Consider the following 16,082-nt stretch of genomic DNA (forward strand, 5'->3'; position numbering starts at 1 on the left):
GGATCAATTGTCCGGCAGAAGCGCAGGGACCAGATCGGGCAGTTCGCGCGCCAGGAAGCCGATCCTGCCGATCCTCCGGGTCAGGATTCGCCCCGCCTCGCCGTGCAGCCAGACTCCCCAAAGCAAGGCGGTGAGCGGATCGGCGCCTCGGGCACAAAGGCCGCCGACGATCCCGGAAAGCACGTCGCCGCTTCCGGAGGTGGCAAGCCCGACGCCGCCGCCGCGGAAAGCGAAGGCCCGACCGTCGGGTGCCGCGATGAAGCTGCAGGCGCCCTTGACCAGAGCGAAGGCGTTGAAGCGTTCCGAGGCTTCGCGGACGGCGGCCAGCGGATCGGCCTCGATCTCCTCACGCTCGCGCCCAAGCAGCCTGGCCATCTCGCCCGCATGGGGAAGGAGGATCGTTCCTCCTCCCCAGGCGCGAAGCTCGTCCTTCAGCGGCGCCAGGCAATCGAGCACGGCCGCGTCGAGGACCAGGGGAAAGCAGGCGCCGCAGGCGAGCAGTTCGGCCAGGAGCTTCTCGAGCGGCGGACCTTGCTGCATCCCGCAGCCGACCGAGACGGCCTGAGCGGCCTTGGCCCAGCGCACCAGCGGCGCGATCCCCTCCTCGTCGATGCAGCCATTCGCGTTCTCCGGATAGCCGATCACCCGCGCCTCCGGAACCGCCACCGCGAGCGCCGTCGAGATGCTCCTGGCGGTGCCGATCTGAAGCTTGCCCGCGCCGGCGCGGAGAGCGGCGATTCCGGCCAGAAGGGCGGCGCCCGCAAGCTCGCGGCTGCCGGCAATGACGAGCAGCCGGCCCCGGTCCTCCTTGCTCGAATCCTCGGCCACTTTCGGAAGCGGGAAGTCGCCGAGAAGCTTGGAATCGAGGCACGAGGTGTCGCTCATCGCGCCCCGGTAATCTGCTCGGGTTCGGCGGTGACCGCGGCCTGCTCCTCGACCAGGGGTGCGGCGAAATTGTAGCGCACGAGCCGGGGTGCACAGAGCCGCTCGTCATCGGGCTCGAACCCATATTCGCACACGCCGCAATTGAGGACGTTGCTTTCGCGCCCGATCGCCAGCACGCCCGCTTCGTCAAGCTCCTCCAATATGTAGCGGAAACAGAGCACGACCACCTGGTGGCAGACGATCAGCACCCGCCGGTCGGCATGATGGAGGCTGATCGTGTCGAGGGCGCTGCGAAGACGGAGGATCACATCGGCCCAGCTCTCGCCGCCGGGAGCGCGATGGTAGAATTTGCCGAGCAATGCGCGATGTTCGGCCAGTTCCGGATATTTCTCGCGGACCCCGATCGTCGTCAGCCTGTCGAAAATCCCGAACTCGCGCTCGCGAAGGCGCTCGTCGACGATCAGCCGCTCGACCGTGGCGGCCACTCCGCCCGACCGGCAGATCGCCTCCGCCGTCTGCCGCGCCCGGACGTAAGGCGAGGAGATCACAACCTCCGGACGCTCCTCTTCGGGCATCCGGGCGAACCAATGGCCGAGCGCCTGCGCCTGGCGCTGCCCAAGCTCGCTGAGAGGCACGTCCATGTCCCGCACCGGCAGGTCGATCACCCGATGCCCGGCCGCATCCGCCACCTCGCGAGCGACATTGCCGGCGCTCTGGCCGTGGCGGACCAGCCAGAGCCGGGAGGGCCATCTTTGTCTCACGGGCGAAACAAAGCCTGAAGCGGCGCGGGGTTTCCCGCGGGCGGGAAGAAAGCCTCGATTCGCCCGAAATCACCTGCCGCCGAAGGCAAGCGGAACGCGCCGGAGGCTGAACTAAAGGAGCCCTTCGCCTTGCAGGCGCTCGCGCAGATCCTCGGCGCTCGTGAAGAGGTGTGCCCGGATCCCCACCGCCTCGGCGCCCTCGACGTTGATCGCCCGGTCGTCGATGAACAGGGCGTCCTGGGGCTTCAGGCCGAACCGGTCGAGGGCGAGATAATAGATGGCCGGATCGGGCTTCAGCAGCTTCACCTCGCCGGACACGACGATGTCCCGGAACCGGCTGAAGAAGGCGCGTTCCCGGTCATGAAAGGGCGGCCAGAAATCGGCCGAAAAGTTGGTGATCGCGAACAGCGGAACGCCGCGCGAGTCGAGGGCCTCGACAATTTCGGGCATTCCCGGAACCGGATCGCTGATCGTCTCGCCGAACCGCTCGCCCCAGGCGGCGATCAGGTGTGCATATTCCGGAAACTTCTGGCTGAGATCGGCCGCGGCCTCGGCATAAGGACGGCCGCCGTCGAGCCGCTCGTGCCAGTCCCAGAGGCCGACATCCTCGATGAACTTCAGACGCTCGGAATCGTCCGCAACCTGGCGGGCGAGAAAGGATTCGGGATCCCAGCCGTAAAGGACGTTGCCGACGTCGAAAATGACGGCGGCCGGAGCGCTGTCCAGCTTGGGGTCCAGAGCCTTAGCCCTGGCGCGCCTTGAACCGGCGGTTCGTCTTGTTGATGACGTAGGTGCGGCCCCGACGACGGATCACGCGACAGTCGCGGTGGCGCGACTTGAGGGACTTCAGAGAGTTGCGGATCTTCATGGCCTGGGACGCCCTGCCTGTTTCTAATCGATGCTGTTGCTGAAAACGAGGCGCTCACCTAGTGGGCGGCCGCATTCAAGTCAAGCGCCGCGCAGTGCGCCGGCGGTCGGGCGAGGCCTGGCCAGCCTCAGGAAAAATCCTGCTCTTGCCCGGCTTCGATTTGCCCATAAAGAGAAGAAAATTCTCTCTGGAAAGCATCGGCCATGGACCGCACCGACCTCAAGATCCTCGCCATCCTTCAGGAGGACGCCTCCCTGCCGGTGGCCGAGGTCGCCGCTCGGGTGAACCTCTCCCAGACCCCCTGCTGGCGGCGGATCCAGCGGCTCGAAGCCCAGGGCGTCATCCAGCGGCGGGTGGCGATCCTCGACCCGGAAGCGATCGGCTTTGCCATCTCCGTGTTCGTCGAGATCGAGGCGGCCGATCATTCGCCGGACTGGCTTTCCGGTTTCGCGACCGCCGTGTCGGAGATGCCCGAAGTGATGGAGGTCTACCGGATGGCCGGCGACGTCGATTATCTGCTCCGGGTCGCGGTCGGCAGCATGGCCGAATATGATGATTTCTACCGGGGCCTCATCGACCGGGTCCCGCTCAAGAACGTCACGTCGCGATTCGCCATGGAACGGGTGAAGAGCACCACCGCCTATCCCCTGCAGCGCGACCTCAGAGCAAGCCAGCCATAAAAATGCCCCCGGCCGCTGGCCGGGGGCAGTTGACCGCTTCAACCTAGGGAGACCTCAGCGGTAATCGGGTTCGCCTTATTGCGCGTTCGTGCCGGAATCGGCCGAATTGGATTCCGAGCCGAGATCGGTGGCCGAGCCGTTGTCGGCTCCGACTTCGTTGCCGAACGTGTCGTTTCCGAACGCCTCGTTGCCGAGCAGATTCTCGGCGCCGAGATCATCCGGAGCGACGTTGTACAGGTCCTCGGTGCCGGTGTTGGTGACCGCGCTATTCTCTTCGGCGCCGCCGCCGCAGGCGCTGAGCGCCACCAGGCCGGCCGCGAGAAAGGCTTTGGACAGAAGTTTCATTGAGCATTCCCCCTGTTGTTCGAATCGTGGGCGCGGCGAAAAGACCATCACCGAACGCAGGCCGCAATGTACGAACGTCGCCGCAAGCAAATTCGCACGATCCGTCTCCGCCAGGCCGGCACCGCGAAACGCTGCTGCCAAGCCCGGCCGGACTTTTGGAGGATTTTGCCGCCTGTCCTAGCCCCGTTCGGCGAGCTTTCGCTCCCACGCCAGCGCATCGGCGACGATCGTGTCGAGATCGTCGCGGCGCGGACGCCAGGGGAGAGTTGCGAGGATCCTGGCATTGTCGGCGGTGAGTGCGGGAGGATCGCCGGCGCGTCGAGGCGACATCCGCCGCTCGATCTTCATGTTGGTGACCCGGTCGACGGCGTCGAGCACCTCCAGCACCGAGAAGCCCCGTCCATAACCGCAATTCAGGATGTAGCTCGACTGCGGTTCGGCGATCAGCTTCTCCAGGGCATCGACATGGGCCGCGGCAAGGTCGCTGACATGGATATAGTCGCGGATCCCGGTGCCATCCGGAGTGTCATAGTCGGTGCCGTAGACCGCGACATGGTCGCGCTTCCCGGTCGCGGCCTCAACCGCCACCTTGATCAAGTGGGTCGCTCCGGCGGTCGACTGGCCGGACCGCCCCGCCGGGTCGGCCCCGGCGACGTTGAAGTAGCGAAGCGCGCAAAAGTTGAGCGGGTAGGCGGCCGCCGTGTCGACGAGCATCCGCTCCGTCATCAGCTTCGACCAGCCATAGGGGTTGATCGGCTCGGTTCGAGCCTCCTCGCGGATCGGAACCTGGTCGGGAATTCCGTAGGTCGCCGCGGTCGAGGAGAAGATGAAGTGGCGAACGCCGCCTTCGACGGCGCTCTCGATCAGGGCCCGGCTCTTGGCCGTATTGTTCAGATAATATTTGAGCGGCTTTTCCACCGACTCCGGAACGACGATCGATCCGGCGAAATGCATGATCGCGCCAATGCCATGTTCGGCGATCAGCCCGGCCACAAGCGCCTGGTCCGCAATGTCGCCGCGCACGAAGACGGCCTCCTTCGGCACCGCCCATTCGAAGCCGGTGGACAGATTGTCGATGACGACCACCGACCAGCCGGAGTCGAGCAGCGCCAGTACGGCGTGGCTCCCGATATAGCCCGCGCCACCGGTGACCAGCACCGGCAGTTTCTTGCCTTGTTGGTTCATTCTCTCGCTCTCATGATCGGATGCAGCAAATCGCCGCGGTTTTCGTTACAGCCCCTATACGGATTCCTTGCTCGGGACGAGGTGGTGATGAACAAATACGCATTTCGCGGCGGAGCGCTCCTTCTGGCCGTGCTTCTCGCCGGATGTCAGACAGGTCCGCAGGGTTCGGGAGTCCAGCCCGGCGCCAGCGTCACCCGATTCCACCTCGGCCAACCGATCGCGCGGGGCGAGATCCGGGTCGAGCCGGCCGACCCCGCGGAGGCGAACAGCCTTTCCTTCGCCCAGATTTCCGCACCGATCGAACGGGAACTCGCAAGGCTCGGCTGGAGAGTGGCTCAAGGCAATGCCCGCTCCGAGCAGGTGGCGCTGGTGCGTGTCGAGCAGGGAAGCCGGGAAGCGATGCGGCGCGGCCCGGCGATCAGCGTCGGAGTCGGCGGTGGCACCGGCGGCTGGCGAAGCGGAGTCGGCGGCGGCGTGAGTGCAAGCGTCCCGATCGGCGGCGGCTCGGGCGAGATCGTCGTGACGGAGCTTGGAGTGCGAATCCAGCGCCGCTCCGACGCGACCGTTGCCTGGGAGGGCCGGGCGGAGCTCGAAGCCCGCGCCAATTCGGAACTGGCGGATCGTCGCGCGGCCGTGGATAGGCTTGCGACAGCGCTCTTTCAAGACTTTCCCGGGGAGTCGGGCCGGACTATCAGGGTTCGGTAATCTCCTTTCGAATTGGGTTCGATGACACTTTCAGTTTCAAGCGCCTTCGACGGCGGCAATATTCGTCTGGTCGCCGCCGAAGGCGACCGCCTCGACCTTGAAATCGTCAAGGATCATCAGTCCGACTTCTACCAATGGTTCTACTTCCGGGTGAGCGGCGCGGCCGGTCGCGCGATCGAGATCAACATCCTCAATTGCGCCGGCTCCGCCTATCCGCACGGATGGGAGAATTACCGCACCTGCATGTCCTACGATCGCGAGGAATGGGAGCGGATCGACACAGCCTATGAGAATGGCGTCCTGAAAATGCGGGTCACCCCCGCCTCGGATACCGTCTGGTTCGCCTATTTCGCGCCTTATTCGATGGAGCGCCATCTCGATCTCGTCGCTTCGGTCGCGGCTCAGCCTGGCGTCGAATATCGCTCGCTCGGCCAGACTCTGGACGGGCAGGAGATCGACTATTTTCGGCTTCCCGGCGGGCCGCTGCAGGTCTGGCTCTATGCCCGCCAGCATCCGGGCGAGACGATGGCCGAATGGTGGATGGAAGGCGCTCTCGAAAAGCTTCTCGACGAGGCCGATCCGATTTCCCGCCGGCTTCGGCAGAAGGCGACCTTTCACATCGTCCCGAACATGAACCCGGACGGGTCGCGGCGCGGCCATCTGCGCACCAATGCCGTCGGAGTGAATCTCAACCGGGAATGGCACGCGCCGAGCCTCGAGCGGAGCCCGGAAGTCCTTTATGTGCTCGAGGAAATGAAGAAGACGGGCGTCGACTTCGCCATGGACATTCACGGCGATGAGGCGATCGCCGCCAACTTCCTCGCCGGGTTCGAGGGCATTCCGGGATGGCGCAAGGAGCAGCAGGCGCTGTTCGACGCCTTCAGCGAGGCGCTGGTGCGGATCTCGCCCGATTTCCAGACGGAGAAAGGGTATGAGATCCCTTCGCCGGGGATGGCCAACCTTTCCATGTCGACGGCCCAGCTTGCGGAGCGGTTCGGGGCGGTGTCGATGACGCTGGAAATGCCCTTCAAGGACAATGACGACCTGCCCGACCCGGTCTATGGCTGGTCGCCCGATCGCTGCCAGCTGCTCGCCCGATCCTGCCTGGACGCAATCCATGCCGTGATCGACCGCGTCGCGGAATATCGCGGCCGCTGAGTTCGAGTGCAGATCCGGAAGGACGATCTTTCGGGCCCCGAAATCCAGGCGCTGCTTCGGCTGCATCTGGACGGCATGCACGCCGTTTCACCGGCCGAAAGCGTTCATGCCCTCGATCTCGATGCGCTCCGGGCGCCCGAAATCACCTTCTGGAGCGTCTGGGACGAACAGGCGCTGCTTGGCTGCGGAGCCCTGAAGGCGCTCGGTCCCCAGGAGGGGGAGATCAAGTCGATGCGTACGGCGCCCGAGCATCTGCGAAAGGGCGTCGCGGCGAACCTTCTGACCCATATCATCGCCGTGGCGCGCGAGCGTGGCTATCGCCGTCTCCTGCTGGAAACCGGTTCGGGGCCGAACTTTGCTCCGGCACACCGGCTCTATGGCGGGTTCGGCTTCGCGTTCTGCGGACCCTTCGGCACGTATCGCGCGGACGACCCGTTCAGCCGCTTCATGTCGCTCGACCTTTAGTCTAGGCGCCGCAAGACCCTTCCCGAAAGGAGGTAGAAGTGCCGCAACTTGTCCTTATTCGTCACGGCCAGTCGGCCTGGAACCTGGAGAACCGATTCACCGGCTGGTGGGACGTCGATCTCACCGACCAGGGTGAACGCGAGGCGCGCGAGGCCGGCGAAATGCTTGCCGCCCGCGGCTTCGACTTCGACCTCTGCTTCACCAGCCTCCAGACCCGCGCCATCCGGACCTTGCACATCGCTCTTGCCGCGATGGGGCGCCTGTGGCTGCCAGAGGAGAAGCATTGGCGGCTCAACGAACGTCATTATGGCGGGCTGACGGGGCTCAACAAGGCCGAAACGGCGGCCAAGCATGGCGACGAGCAGGTCCATGTCTGGCGGCGTTCCTTCGACATCCCGCCGCCGGCGATGGAGCCGGGAGGAGAATTCGATCTCACCAACGACCGCCGCTATGCCGGGGTGACGGTGCCGCGGACCGAAAGCCTGAAGGACACGATCGGGCGGGTTCTGCCCTATTGGGAAGAGCGGATCGCGCCCGCGCTGCAGTCCGGTCAGAGGGTACTCATCTCCGCCCACGGCAATTCGCTGCGGGCGCTGGTCAAGCACCTGTCGAAGATCGCCGACGACGAGATTACCGGACTCGAAATCCCGACCGGCCAGCCGATCGTCTACAGCCTCGACGACAGTCTCGCCGCCATCGAGCGCTACTATCTTCGCGACCGGGCCTAGAACTCCTTCACTCGCGCAAGATTGCGGCGAACCCGGGCCAGGATCCCGTCCGGGTCGTCACCCGGGAAGATCGAGGCGATTCCGATCGTCGCCTCGAGCCGGACCTGGCCGCGCCCGAGTTCGAGCGGCTGCTCGGCAACGAACCGGACGATCCGCTCGCCCGTTTCGATGGCCGACGCGGAATCGAGATGGTCGAGGATCAGCGCGAAGCCGCCGTCCAGTCGAGCGACGACGTCGCTGCTTCGGACGAGGCCGCGCAACAGCCGTCCGACATGAATCAAAGCGGCGTCGCCCGCCACCTGGCCATGTCGTTCGTTGATCTGCCGGAGGCCGCGAATGTCGATGGACAGCAGGGCCGCCGGCGTTCCGTACCGTTCTGCCTGGCCGACCACCCGATCGAGCTGGCGTCGGACCTCGCGCTCGTTGGGAAGGCCGGTGAGCGGGTCGCTGTCGGCGCTGTCTTCAAGCAAGCCGATCCGTTCGCGCATTTCGGCCAGTGCCGCTCGGAGCAGGGCATTTTCATCCGCCAGCCGAGCCAAGGCATGGTCGGGAGCGTCCCCGAAATGCTCGGTCGGGATGCTTCGTGCGAAGCCGGGCTGTGCCGTCACCGTTCCACCTTCACCAGTCGCGCCAGAGGGACATTGTACAGCGCCACTGGTTAACAAGCCGCGAAGCACCTCCCCCGGATCGACCAGACCCGTGCCCCCTTCTGCCCCGAAGCCACCGGATGCCCGCCCTTGGGCACATCTCGGCCATTGCCGGTTCGAAGTCGGAACCGTAAGGAGTGGCGCTTCGCCGGTCCAAGCAGATCAGGAACGAAATGGCAGACGAAGCGCCGCGCATCGGCATCATCATGGGCAGTCGCTCCGATTGGGAGACGATGCGCCATGCCGCGGAGATCCTGAGCGTGCTGGAAGTGCCGCACGAGACTCGGATCGTCTCCGCCCATCGAACCCCGGAACGGCTCTTCGAATATGCCCGAAGCGCTGCCGGGCGAGGCCTCAAGGCGATCATTGCCGGTGCCGGCGGGGCGGCGCACCTGCCGGGAATGGCGGCGTCGATGACCCGGCTTCCAGTGCTCGGCGTGCCCGTCGAATCCAAGGCGCTGGGCGGGCTCGACAGCCTTCTTTCGATCGTTCAGATGCCTGCCGGCGTGCCGGTCGGAACGCTCGCCATCGGCCCGGCCGGAGCGACCAATGCCGGGCTGCTTGCCGCCGCCATCCTTGCAGGCAGCGACGAGGCCCTCGCGGCGCGGCTCGAGGCCTGGCGGGCGCGGCAGACCGAAAGCGTGGCTCAGCAGCCGGAATGACGATCCCGCCCGGCTCCACCATCGGCATCGTCGGCGGCGGCCAGCTGGGGCGGATGCTGGCCATGGCCGCCGCGCAGCTCGGCTACAAATGCCATATCTACGCGCCGGACGAGTTTCCGCCGGCGGCGGAAGTGGCCGCTCATTTCACCCGCGGAGCCTATGATGACGAGGAAGCGCTCAGGCGCTTCGGCGAACAGGTGGACGTGGCGACCTACGAGTTCGAAAATATCGCTGCCGGTCCGCTCAGCGCGCTGACCGGCAAGGCGCCGCTCTACCCGCCACGACAGGCGCTGGAGATCGCGCAGGACCGGCTGAGCGAGAAGAACTTCGTTCTGAACCATGGTGGGCGCCCGGCACCGTTCGCCCGGGTGGACAGCCTTTCGGATCTCGAGGCGGCTCTCGACGCGATCGGCACGCCCGCCATCCTGAAGACCCGCCGCTTCGGCTATGACGGAAAGGGGCAGGTCCGGATCGCGGATGGCGGCAGCGCCGCCGAGGCCTGGGAGGCGGTGCAAGGCGCGCCCAGTGTCCTGGAGGGCTTCGTTGCGTTTGAAGCGGAATTCTCGATCCTGCTGTGCCGCTCGGCCAGCGGTGAGATGGTTCTCTGGGACTCGCCGAGAAACGTTCACCGGCGAGGCATTCTCGACCGATCCATCGCACCGGCCGAGGCAAGTCTCGCACCGGCGATCCGAGCTGCGGAGGATCTGGCACGACGGCTCGCCCAGGCTCTCGACTATGTCGGGACATTGGCGCTGGAATTCTTCGCACTGGGCGAGGACGCCCTGTTCAACGAGATGGCACCACGGGTGCACAATAGCGGCCACTGGACGATCGAAGGCGCACTGACCTCCCAGTTCGAAAACCATATCCGGGCGATCTGCGGGCTTCCGCTGGGCGCCACCGACCGGACGGCGAGGAGCGTCGAAATGCGCAACCTGATCGGCGACGAGGCCGGCCAGTGGCCGACTCTGCTCACCGACCGGACGGCGCATCTCCACCTCTACGGCAAGAGCGAGGCCCGGCCTGGCCGCAAGATGGGTCATGTCACCCGGCTGATCGGCCGGATGGAGGACTAGCCTCGATCCGGCCGCCGCAACATCAGCGCGGCTGCATCACCTCGATCGGAAGTCCGAGGCTCTCAAGCTGGGGCCGAATGCGCTGAGCGTCGCCGACCACCACCCAGACGAAATTGTCGGGATCGATCGTCGCCCGGGCACGCTGGTCCAGTTCCTGGGCCGTCATCCGCCGGTAACGGTCCGCCACCGTCTCCCAATAATTGTCGGGGCGGCGGAACAGCGCGTTGCTGCGAAGAGCGCCGAGAACGGCCGGCGAAGTCTCGAACTGTCCCGGCAGCTGACCGGTATTGCCCGCAATGGTTCGAGCGAGTTCGGCCGCGGTGACTCCGTTGGTGGTGAGGAACCCGCGAACCTGCTCCTGAATCGCCCGGATCGAGTCACCGGTACGGTCGGCCTGCACCGGCGCCTGGATGATATAGGGCACCTGATGTTCGCGTAGCGAGGTCGATCCGAAGGCTCCGTAAGACCAGCCACGCCGCTCGCGCAGATCCATGTTGATTCGGGCCAGGAAGTTCCCGCCGAGCACTTCGTTGGCGGTCGTGAGCGTCAGCAGATCCTGAGTGCCCTGAACCGGAAGCAGCTGGCCCGCCAGGATGAAGCTTTGCGGCGACTGCGGGCGATCGATCAGGACGATGCGCGGCCGGTCGGTTTGCGCCGGGGCGCCGAACTGCTTCGTTCCGCGAGGCACCGAAGGCGGAGTCCAGTTGCCGAAGCGAGCCTCGAGTTGCGGAACGAGCTCATTCAGAGGCAGGTCGCCGACTGCGAAGATCGTGGCATTGTCCGGGCGGATCCAGCTTTGATGAAACCGGATCAGCTCGTCGCGGGTGACCGCCCGGACAGCGGCCGGATCGCCACTGCCGGTGCCCGGCTTCCCATATGGGTGCTGGGCCCCATAGAGCACCAGCGGCAGCGCCCGAGCGGCGATCGCACCGGGCTGAGTCAGTTCCTGAGCAATGCTGGCAAGCTGCTGCTGACGCAGCCGCTCCACTTCCGCGGGGGCGAAAGCCGGGTTGCGGATGACGTCGGCGAGCAGATCGAGCGAGGCTCCAAGGTTCGGAGTCAGGGCCGTCAGAGTGACGGCGGTCCGGTCCAGCGAAGCCTGGGTACCGATTGCGGCACCGAGTCGCTCCTGCGCTTCCGCAAGCTGGATCGAATTGAGGCTCGTCGTCCCCTCTTCGAGCAGATTCAGCATGAGCTGCTGAGTTCCGAGGCGGTCCGCCGGATCGGCGGCTATCCCGGCGTCGAACTCGACTGCGACCCGGGTGACCGGGACGACGTTGCGACGCGCATAAACGACCTGGATTCCGTTCGACAGGCGCGCCCGCTCGACCTCCGGAAAGTCGAGATTGGGGGTCTGGCCAAGCGGCGGCATCGGCCGCTGGCCGCCCGCTCCACCTTCCGACTGCTGCGTATAGGGGAGCGGCGCGAGCGGCTGCTCGCCCGCTTCCGGGGTGCGGTAATAACGCGGCCGCTGGCTTGGCGCCGCCATGGCCAGAGTGGCCGAGCGGCTGCCGGTCACTCCCGGCGCCTCCTCATAGGCCGGGCGCTCGCCCGGTTCGACCTTGAGTGCATAAACGGGGCGGGTCAGCCAGCGCTGCATGGCCGAGCGCACCTGTTCGGGCGTGGTCGCCGCGAGCTGCTCGAGGCGGCGCCGATAGAAAGCGGGATCGTCCGCGTAGAGCATGCCTTCGGCCAGCGCGACGGCCTTTCCGCCGAAGCCGCCGACCTGCTCGAGCCCCTGAATCCGGCTCGAAAGCGTGCGCATCACGGTTCGCCGAACCTCATCCTCGGTCGGGCCGCTGCGGACGAATTCGTCGATGATCTCGTCAAGTCGACGGGAAACCGCGTCGGCGTCTTCCCCGGGCTTCACGTCGACGGTAACCTCGAAGATGCCCACCCGCTGAAATGGCTGCAGGTTTGCCGTGACCCTGACGGCGGTCTGGGCGCCGCGGACCAGCTCATTGTCGAGCCGCGAACTCGCCAGCCCGCCGAGCACCGCCGCACCGACCGACAAGGGGACGACATCCTCGTGGGTCAGGCCGGGAACGGCCCAGCTGCGATAAAGTCGAACATTGGCGACGCGATCCTGCATCACCTGGTCGACTCGACGCTCGAGGGTGGGGACATCGGCCTGCGCGGGCACGTTCTGCGGGCCCCTCGGGATCGGGCCGAAGTAGCGCTCGACCAGTGGACGCGCTTCGGCGGCATCGATGTCGCCGGCGAGGACCAGCACCGCATTGTTGGGACCGTAATTGTCGCGGAACCACTCCCGGACCGTGTCGAGAGTCGCGGCGGAAAGATCGGCCATCGAGCCGATCGTCGAATGCCGATAAGGGTGGCCTTCCGGAAAAAGCGCCTCGAGCTGCGCATATTCGACGAGCCCGAACGGCTGGTTGTCGCCCTGCCTCTTCTCGTTCTGAACGACCCCGATCTGGTTGGTCAGGTTTTCCTGGGTGACGGCGCCGAGAAGGTGGCCCATCCGGTCGCTCTCGAGGAAGAGCGCCCGCTCGAGCGCCGAGCGCGGAACGGTCTGGAAATAATTGGTCCGGTCGAACCAGGTGGTACCGTTGAGATCGGTCGCCCCCATGGCGCGGGTATATTCGAAATATTCGCCCGGCGCGTTTTCCGAACCATTGAACATGATGTGCTCGAAGAGATGGGCGAAACCCGTCCGACCCGGCGGCTCATCCTTCGACCCGACATTGTACCAGATGGACACCGCCACGACCGGCGCCTTGCGATCCTCGTGAACGACGACCCTGAGGCCATTGTCGAGGGTAAAGGTTTCGAACGGAACGTTCACCCGATCGAGCAGCTGCTGAGTCGCAGGGTCCAGAGCGGCGGCCGAGCTCGACATAGGCGCTTCGGAGGCGGCTGGAACTTGCGCTGTCGTGGTTGCGCAGCCGGCCAGCGTGAAACCGGCGGCAATGGCCAAGGCAGTGAGAATCCGGCGCATATCACCTCCCCGTTTCTTGTCGTCAGGAGTCATAGCGCGTGGAAGGCGCAAGGCAAGGCGGGCCCGAGCATGACTCGAGCGGAGGACGGGCAAGGGTCCGTCGATCGACGCCGCATGAGCTCGGGCGGCAATGCCGCGGTGCCGGTGGCTTGCAGGGCTCCATTTCCCCGCTTCGGCGTTGCAAGGCTGGTCGCAGCCGCTCGACCGCCGAAGCGGCAACAAACCGGGAGCACGGGCCAACCTCTTGTGTTGCACATCGGCAACACTACATTTCCGACGCAAACGATAGGGGCAGGAGAGTATGAACCTCGAGAAATTTACCGATCGCGCGCGTGGCTTCCTCCAGGCGGCCCAGACCGTCGCCTTGCGTCTCAACCATCAACGCATTGCGCCCGTCCATCTGCTCAAGGCCCTGCTCGAGGACGATCAGGGCATGGCTTCGGGCCTGATCGCCCGCGCGGGCGGCAGCGCCGAGGCGGCCCGCCGAGGGACCGATCAGGCGCTGGCCAGGATTCCGGCCGTTTCCGGAAGCGGCGCGAACACCCCGCCATCGCTGGATGGCGAGACGATCCGGATCCTCGATCAGGCGGAGCAGATCGCGCAGAAGGCCGGCGATTCCTATGTCACGGTCGAACGGCTGCTTCTCGCTCTGGTGCTCGCCACGAGCAGCGACGCCGGCAAGGCGCTCGCCGATGCGGGAGTGAAGGCCGAGGCCCTCAATGCAGCAATCAACGAGCTTCGAGGTGGCCGGACCGCGGACACTCAGACCGCCGAAGACCGCTATGATGCGCTCAAGAAGTTCGCGCGCGACCTGACCCAGGCGGCGCGCGACGGCAAGCTCGACCCGGTGATCGGCCGTGACGAGGAAATCCGCCGAACCGTTCAGATCCTTGCCCGCCGCACCAAGAACAATCCGGTCCTCATCGGCGATCCCGGAGTGGGCAAGACGGCCATCGCCGAAGGCCTCGCGCTCCGGATCGCCAATGGCGACGTGCCGGACAGCCTCAAGGACCGCCGGCTGATGGCGCTCGACATGGGCGCTCTGATCGCCGGAGCCAAATATCGCGGCGAGTTCGAGGAGCGGCTGAAGGGGGTGCTCGACGAGGTGAAGCAGGCCGAAGGCGACATCGTCCTGTTCATCGACGAGATGCATACCCTGATCGGCGCCGGCAAGAGCGAGGGGGCGATGGATGCCTCCAACCTGCTCAAGCCGGCGCTCGCCCGGGGCGAGCTGCACTGCATCGGCGCCACCACGCTGGACGAATATCGCAAGCATGTTGAGAAGGATCCGGCACTTCAGCGGCGGTTCCAGCCGGTCTTCATCGGCGAGCCCACCGTCGAAGACACGATCTCGATCCTTCGCGGCCTGAAGGAGAAATACGAGCTTCACCATGGCGTGCGGATCACCGATTCCGCGCTTGTCTCGGCGGCGACCCTGTCCAACCGCTACATCACCGACCGATTCCTGCCCGACAAGGCGATCGATCTCATGGACGAGGCGGCCTCGCGGATCCGGATGGAGGTGGAGAGCAAGCCGGAGGAGATCGAAACGCTCGATCGGCGGATCATCCAGCTGAAGATCGAGCGGGAGGCTCTGAAGAAGGAAAGCGACGTGGCTTCGAGGGAGCGCCTCACCGCCCTTGAAGAGGAGCTCGCCAATCTCGAGCAGCAGTCGTCCGAGCTCACTCAGCGCTGGCAGGCGGAAAAGGAGAAGATCCACGCCGAGGCGAAGATCAAGGAGCAGCTCGACCAGGCCCGGCTCCAGCTCGAGCAGGCGCAGCGCAGCGGCGACCTCGCCAAGGCGGGCGAGCTCTCCTACGGAGTCATTCCGACGCTGGAAAGGCAGCTTTCCGAAGCTCAGGCCGCCAGCGAACATGCCATGCTGCGCGAGGAAGTCACGAGCGAGGACATCGCCGCGGTCGTCTCGCGCTGGACCGGAATCCCGGTCGACAGGATGCTCGAAGGAGAGCGCGAGAAGCTGCTGGCGATGGAGGCCCAGCTCGGCAAGCGGGTGATCGGTCAGGAGCAGGCGGTCGACGCGGTCAGTCGCGCCATCCGCCGAGCGCGCGCCGGGCTGCAGGATCCGAACCGGCCGATGGGATCGTTCCTGTTTCTCGGCCCGACCGGGGTCGGCAAGACGGAGCTGACCAAGGCGCTGGCCGAATTCCTGTTCGACGACGCGCACGCCATGGTCCGGATCGACATGTCCGAATTCATGGAAAAGCACAGCGTCGCCCGGCTGATCGGCGCGCCTCCGGGCTATGTCGGCTATGAAGAAGGCGGCGTACTGACGGAATCGGTTCGTCGGCGCCCCTATCAGGTCGTTCTCTTCGACGAGGTCGAGAAGGCGCATAACGACGTCTTCAACGTCCTTCTGCAGGTGCTCGACGACGGACGACTTACCGACGGCCAGGGGCGGACGGTCGACTTCACCAACACGATCATCATCCTGACGTCGAATCTCGGCAGCCATTTCCTGTCCAGCCTTTCGGACGGTCAGAAGGTCGAGGACGTCGAGCCTCAGGTGATGGAGGTCGTCCGGGCCCATTTCCGGCCCGAATTCCTCAACCGGCTGGACGAGATCATCCTGTTCCACCGGCTCGCCCAGGAACATATGGGGCCGATCGTCGACATTCAGGTGGGCCGGGTCCAGGCGCTGCTGAAGGACCGCAAGATCCGGCTGGAGCTCACCGACGGCGCTCGAGCCTGGCTCGGCCGAGTCGGCTACGATCCCGTCTATGGCGCTCGGCCGTTGAAGCGCTCAGTGCAGAAGCACCTTCAGGACCCGCTCGCCGAAGCCATCCTTCGTGGCGAGATCCGCGATGGCCAGACCGTGCGGATCGACGAAGGCGACGGCGCGCTCGTGCTTGACGTCGCCGAGCAGCGCGCCGCCGCCTGAAGGTTCGCGAAAGCCGGGCGCAAAGAGAGGGGCGGAGCCGAAGCTCCGCCCCACAGTAGCGC

The 16,082-nt window shown here is 65.8% G+C and carries 16 protein-coding genes; 8 read left to right on the forward strand and 8 right to left on the reverse strand.

Annotated features, from left to right (window positions below; genetic code table 11):
* Positions 1–3: 3 nt before the first annotated feature.
* The 4 genes from ACRYLT_RS03410 to ykgO form a co-directional block, all read right to left on the reverse strand.
* The gene (locus tag ACRYLT_RS03410) at positions 4–885 is read right to left on the reverse strand and encodes an NAD(P)H-hydrate dehydratase (protein ID WP_482662705.1); all 882 of its coding nucleotides are present in this window, start codon (positions 883–885) and stop codon (positions 4–6) included.
* Positions 882–1,646 (reverse strand): histidine phosphatase family protein, encoded by a 765-nt coding sequence (locus ACRYLT_RS03415; RefSeq protein WP_482662706.1) that lies wholly within the window; start codon positions 1,644–1,646, stop codon positions 882–884. The genes ACRYLT_RS03410 and ACRYLT_RS03415 overlap by 4 nt, the downstream gene beginning before the upstream one ends.
* 111 nt (positions 1,647–1,757) lie before the next feature.
* Positions 1,758–2,384, reverse strand: coding sequence for an HAD family hydrolase (locus tag ACRYLT_RS03420; RefSeq protein ID WP_482665386.1), 627 nt, complete (start codon positions 2,382–2,384; stop codon positions 1,758–1,760).
* 4 nt (positions 2,385–2,388) lie between these two features.
* Positions 2,389–2,514 (reverse strand): type B 50S ribosomal protein L36, encoded by a 126-nt coding sequence (gene ykgO, locus ACRYLT_RS03425; RefSeq protein ID WP_006833921.1) that lies wholly within the window; start codon positions 2,512–2,514, stop codon positions 2,389–2,391.
* 203 nt (positions 2,515–2,717) lie between these two features.
* Between ykgO and ACRYLT_RS03430 the strand changes: the two genes are divergently transcribed.
* Positions 2,718–3,194 (forward strand): Lrp/AsnC family transcriptional regulator, encoded by a 477-nt coding sequence (locus ACRYLT_RS03430; RefSeq protein ID WP_482662707.1) that lies wholly within the window; start codon positions 2,718–2,720, stop codon positions 3,192–3,194.
* Between the two features lie 75 nt (positions 3,195–3,269).
* Here ACRYLT_RS03430 and ACRYLT_RS03435 read toward each other — a convergent pair whose 3' ends face one another.
* Both ACRYLT_RS03435 and galE read right to left on the reverse strand, forming a co-directional pair.
* Complete coding sequence (locus ACRYLT_RS03435) at positions 3,270–3,539, reverse strand: hypothetical protein (protein ID WP_482662708.1); 270 nt, start codon at positions 3,537–3,539, stop codon at positions 3,270–3,272.
* Positions 3,540–3,716: 177 nt separating this feature from the next.
* On the reverse strand, positions 3,717–4,724 hold the full coding sequence (galE, locus tag ACRYLT_RS03440; RefSeq protein ID WP_482662709.1) for a UDP-glucose 4-epimerase GalE: 1,008 nt from the start codon (positions 4,722–4,724) through the stop codon (positions 3,717–3,719).
* Positions 4,725–4,811: 87 nt separating this feature from the next.
* On the opposite strand from galE, the gene ACRYLT_RS03445 reads away from it, so the two are divergent.
* Genes ACRYLT_RS03445 through gpmA form a run of 4 tightly spaced genes read left to right on the forward strand, consistent with a single transcriptional unit; the run spans position 4,812 to position 7,780 of the window.
* Positions 4,812–5,429, forward strand: a complete 618-nt coding sequence (locus ACRYLT_RS03445) for a DUF4136 domain-containing protein (protein WP_482662710.1) — start codon at positions 4,812–4,814, stop codon at positions 5,427–5,429.
* A 21-nt stretch (positions 5,430–5,450) separates the two neighbouring features.
* On the forward strand, positions 5,451–6,587 hold the full coding sequence (locus ACRYLT_RS03450) for a M14 family metallopeptidase (RefSeq protein ID WP_482662711.1): 1,137 nt from the start codon (positions 5,451–5,453) through the stop codon (positions 6,585–6,587).
* A gap of 6 nt (positions 6,588–6,593) precedes the next feature.
* Positions 6,594–7,052 carry a GNAT family N-acetyltransferase gene (locus ACRYLT_RS03455; protein WP_482662712.1) on the forward strand — a complete coding sequence of 153 codons (459 nt, stop codon included), beginning with the start codon at positions 6,594–6,596 and terminating at the stop codon, positions 7,050–7,052.
* A 38-nt stretch (positions 7,053–7,090) separates the two neighbouring features.
* Positions 7,091–7,780: a 2,3-diphosphoglycerate-dependent phosphoglycerate mutase gene (gpmA, locus tag ACRYLT_RS03460; protein WP_482662713.1), complete on the forward strand. Its 690-nt coding sequence runs from the start codon at positions 7,091–7,093 to the stop codon at positions 7,778–7,780.
* Here the strand turns inward: gpmA and ACRYLT_RS03465 are convergent.
* Complete coding sequence (locus ACRYLT_RS03465) at positions 7,777–8,388, reverse strand: GGDEF domain-containing protein (RefSeq protein ID WP_482662714.1); 612 nt, start codon at positions 8,386–8,388, stop codon at positions 7,777–7,779. The two genes, gpmA and ACRYLT_RS03465, sit on opposite strands and share 4 nt — an antisense overlap.
* Before the next feature lie 212 nt (positions 8,389–8,600).
* On the opposite strand from ACRYLT_RS03465, the gene purE reads away from it, so the two are divergent.
* Complete coding sequence (purE, locus tag ACRYLT_RS03470; protein WP_482662715.1) at positions 8,601–9,089, forward strand: 5-(carboxyamino)imidazole ribonucleotide mutase; 489 nt, start codon at positions 8,601–8,603, stop codon at positions 9,087–9,089.
* Positions 9,086–10,165 (forward strand): 5-(carboxyamino)imidazole ribonucleotide synthase, encoded by a 1,080-nt coding sequence (locus ACRYLT_RS03475; protein WP_482662716.1) that lies wholly within the window; start codon positions 9,086–9,088, stop codon positions 10,163–10,165. The genes purE and ACRYLT_RS03475 overlap by 4 nt, the downstream gene beginning before the upstream one ends.
* A 22-nt stretch (positions 10,166–10,187) precedes the next feature.
* Here ACRYLT_RS03475 and ACRYLT_RS03480 read toward each other — a convergent pair whose 3' ends face one another.
* Complete coding sequence (locus ACRYLT_RS03480) at positions 10,188–13,121, reverse strand: insulinase family protein (protein WP_482662717.1); 2,934 nt, start codon at positions 13,119–13,121, stop codon at positions 10,188–10,190.
* A 301-nt stretch (positions 13,122–13,422) separates the two neighbouring features.
* Between ACRYLT_RS03480 and clpB the strand changes: the two genes are divergently transcribed.
* Positions 13,423–16,020: an ATP-dependent chaperone ClpB gene (gene clpB, locus ACRYLT_RS03485; protein WP_482662718.1), complete on the forward strand. Its 2,598-nt coding sequence runs from the start codon at positions 13,423–13,425 to the stop codon at positions 16,018–16,020.
* Positions 16,021–16,082 lie beyond the last annotated feature (62 nt).

The organism is Sphingosinicella sp. SM1-17, from assembly GCF_056821765.1.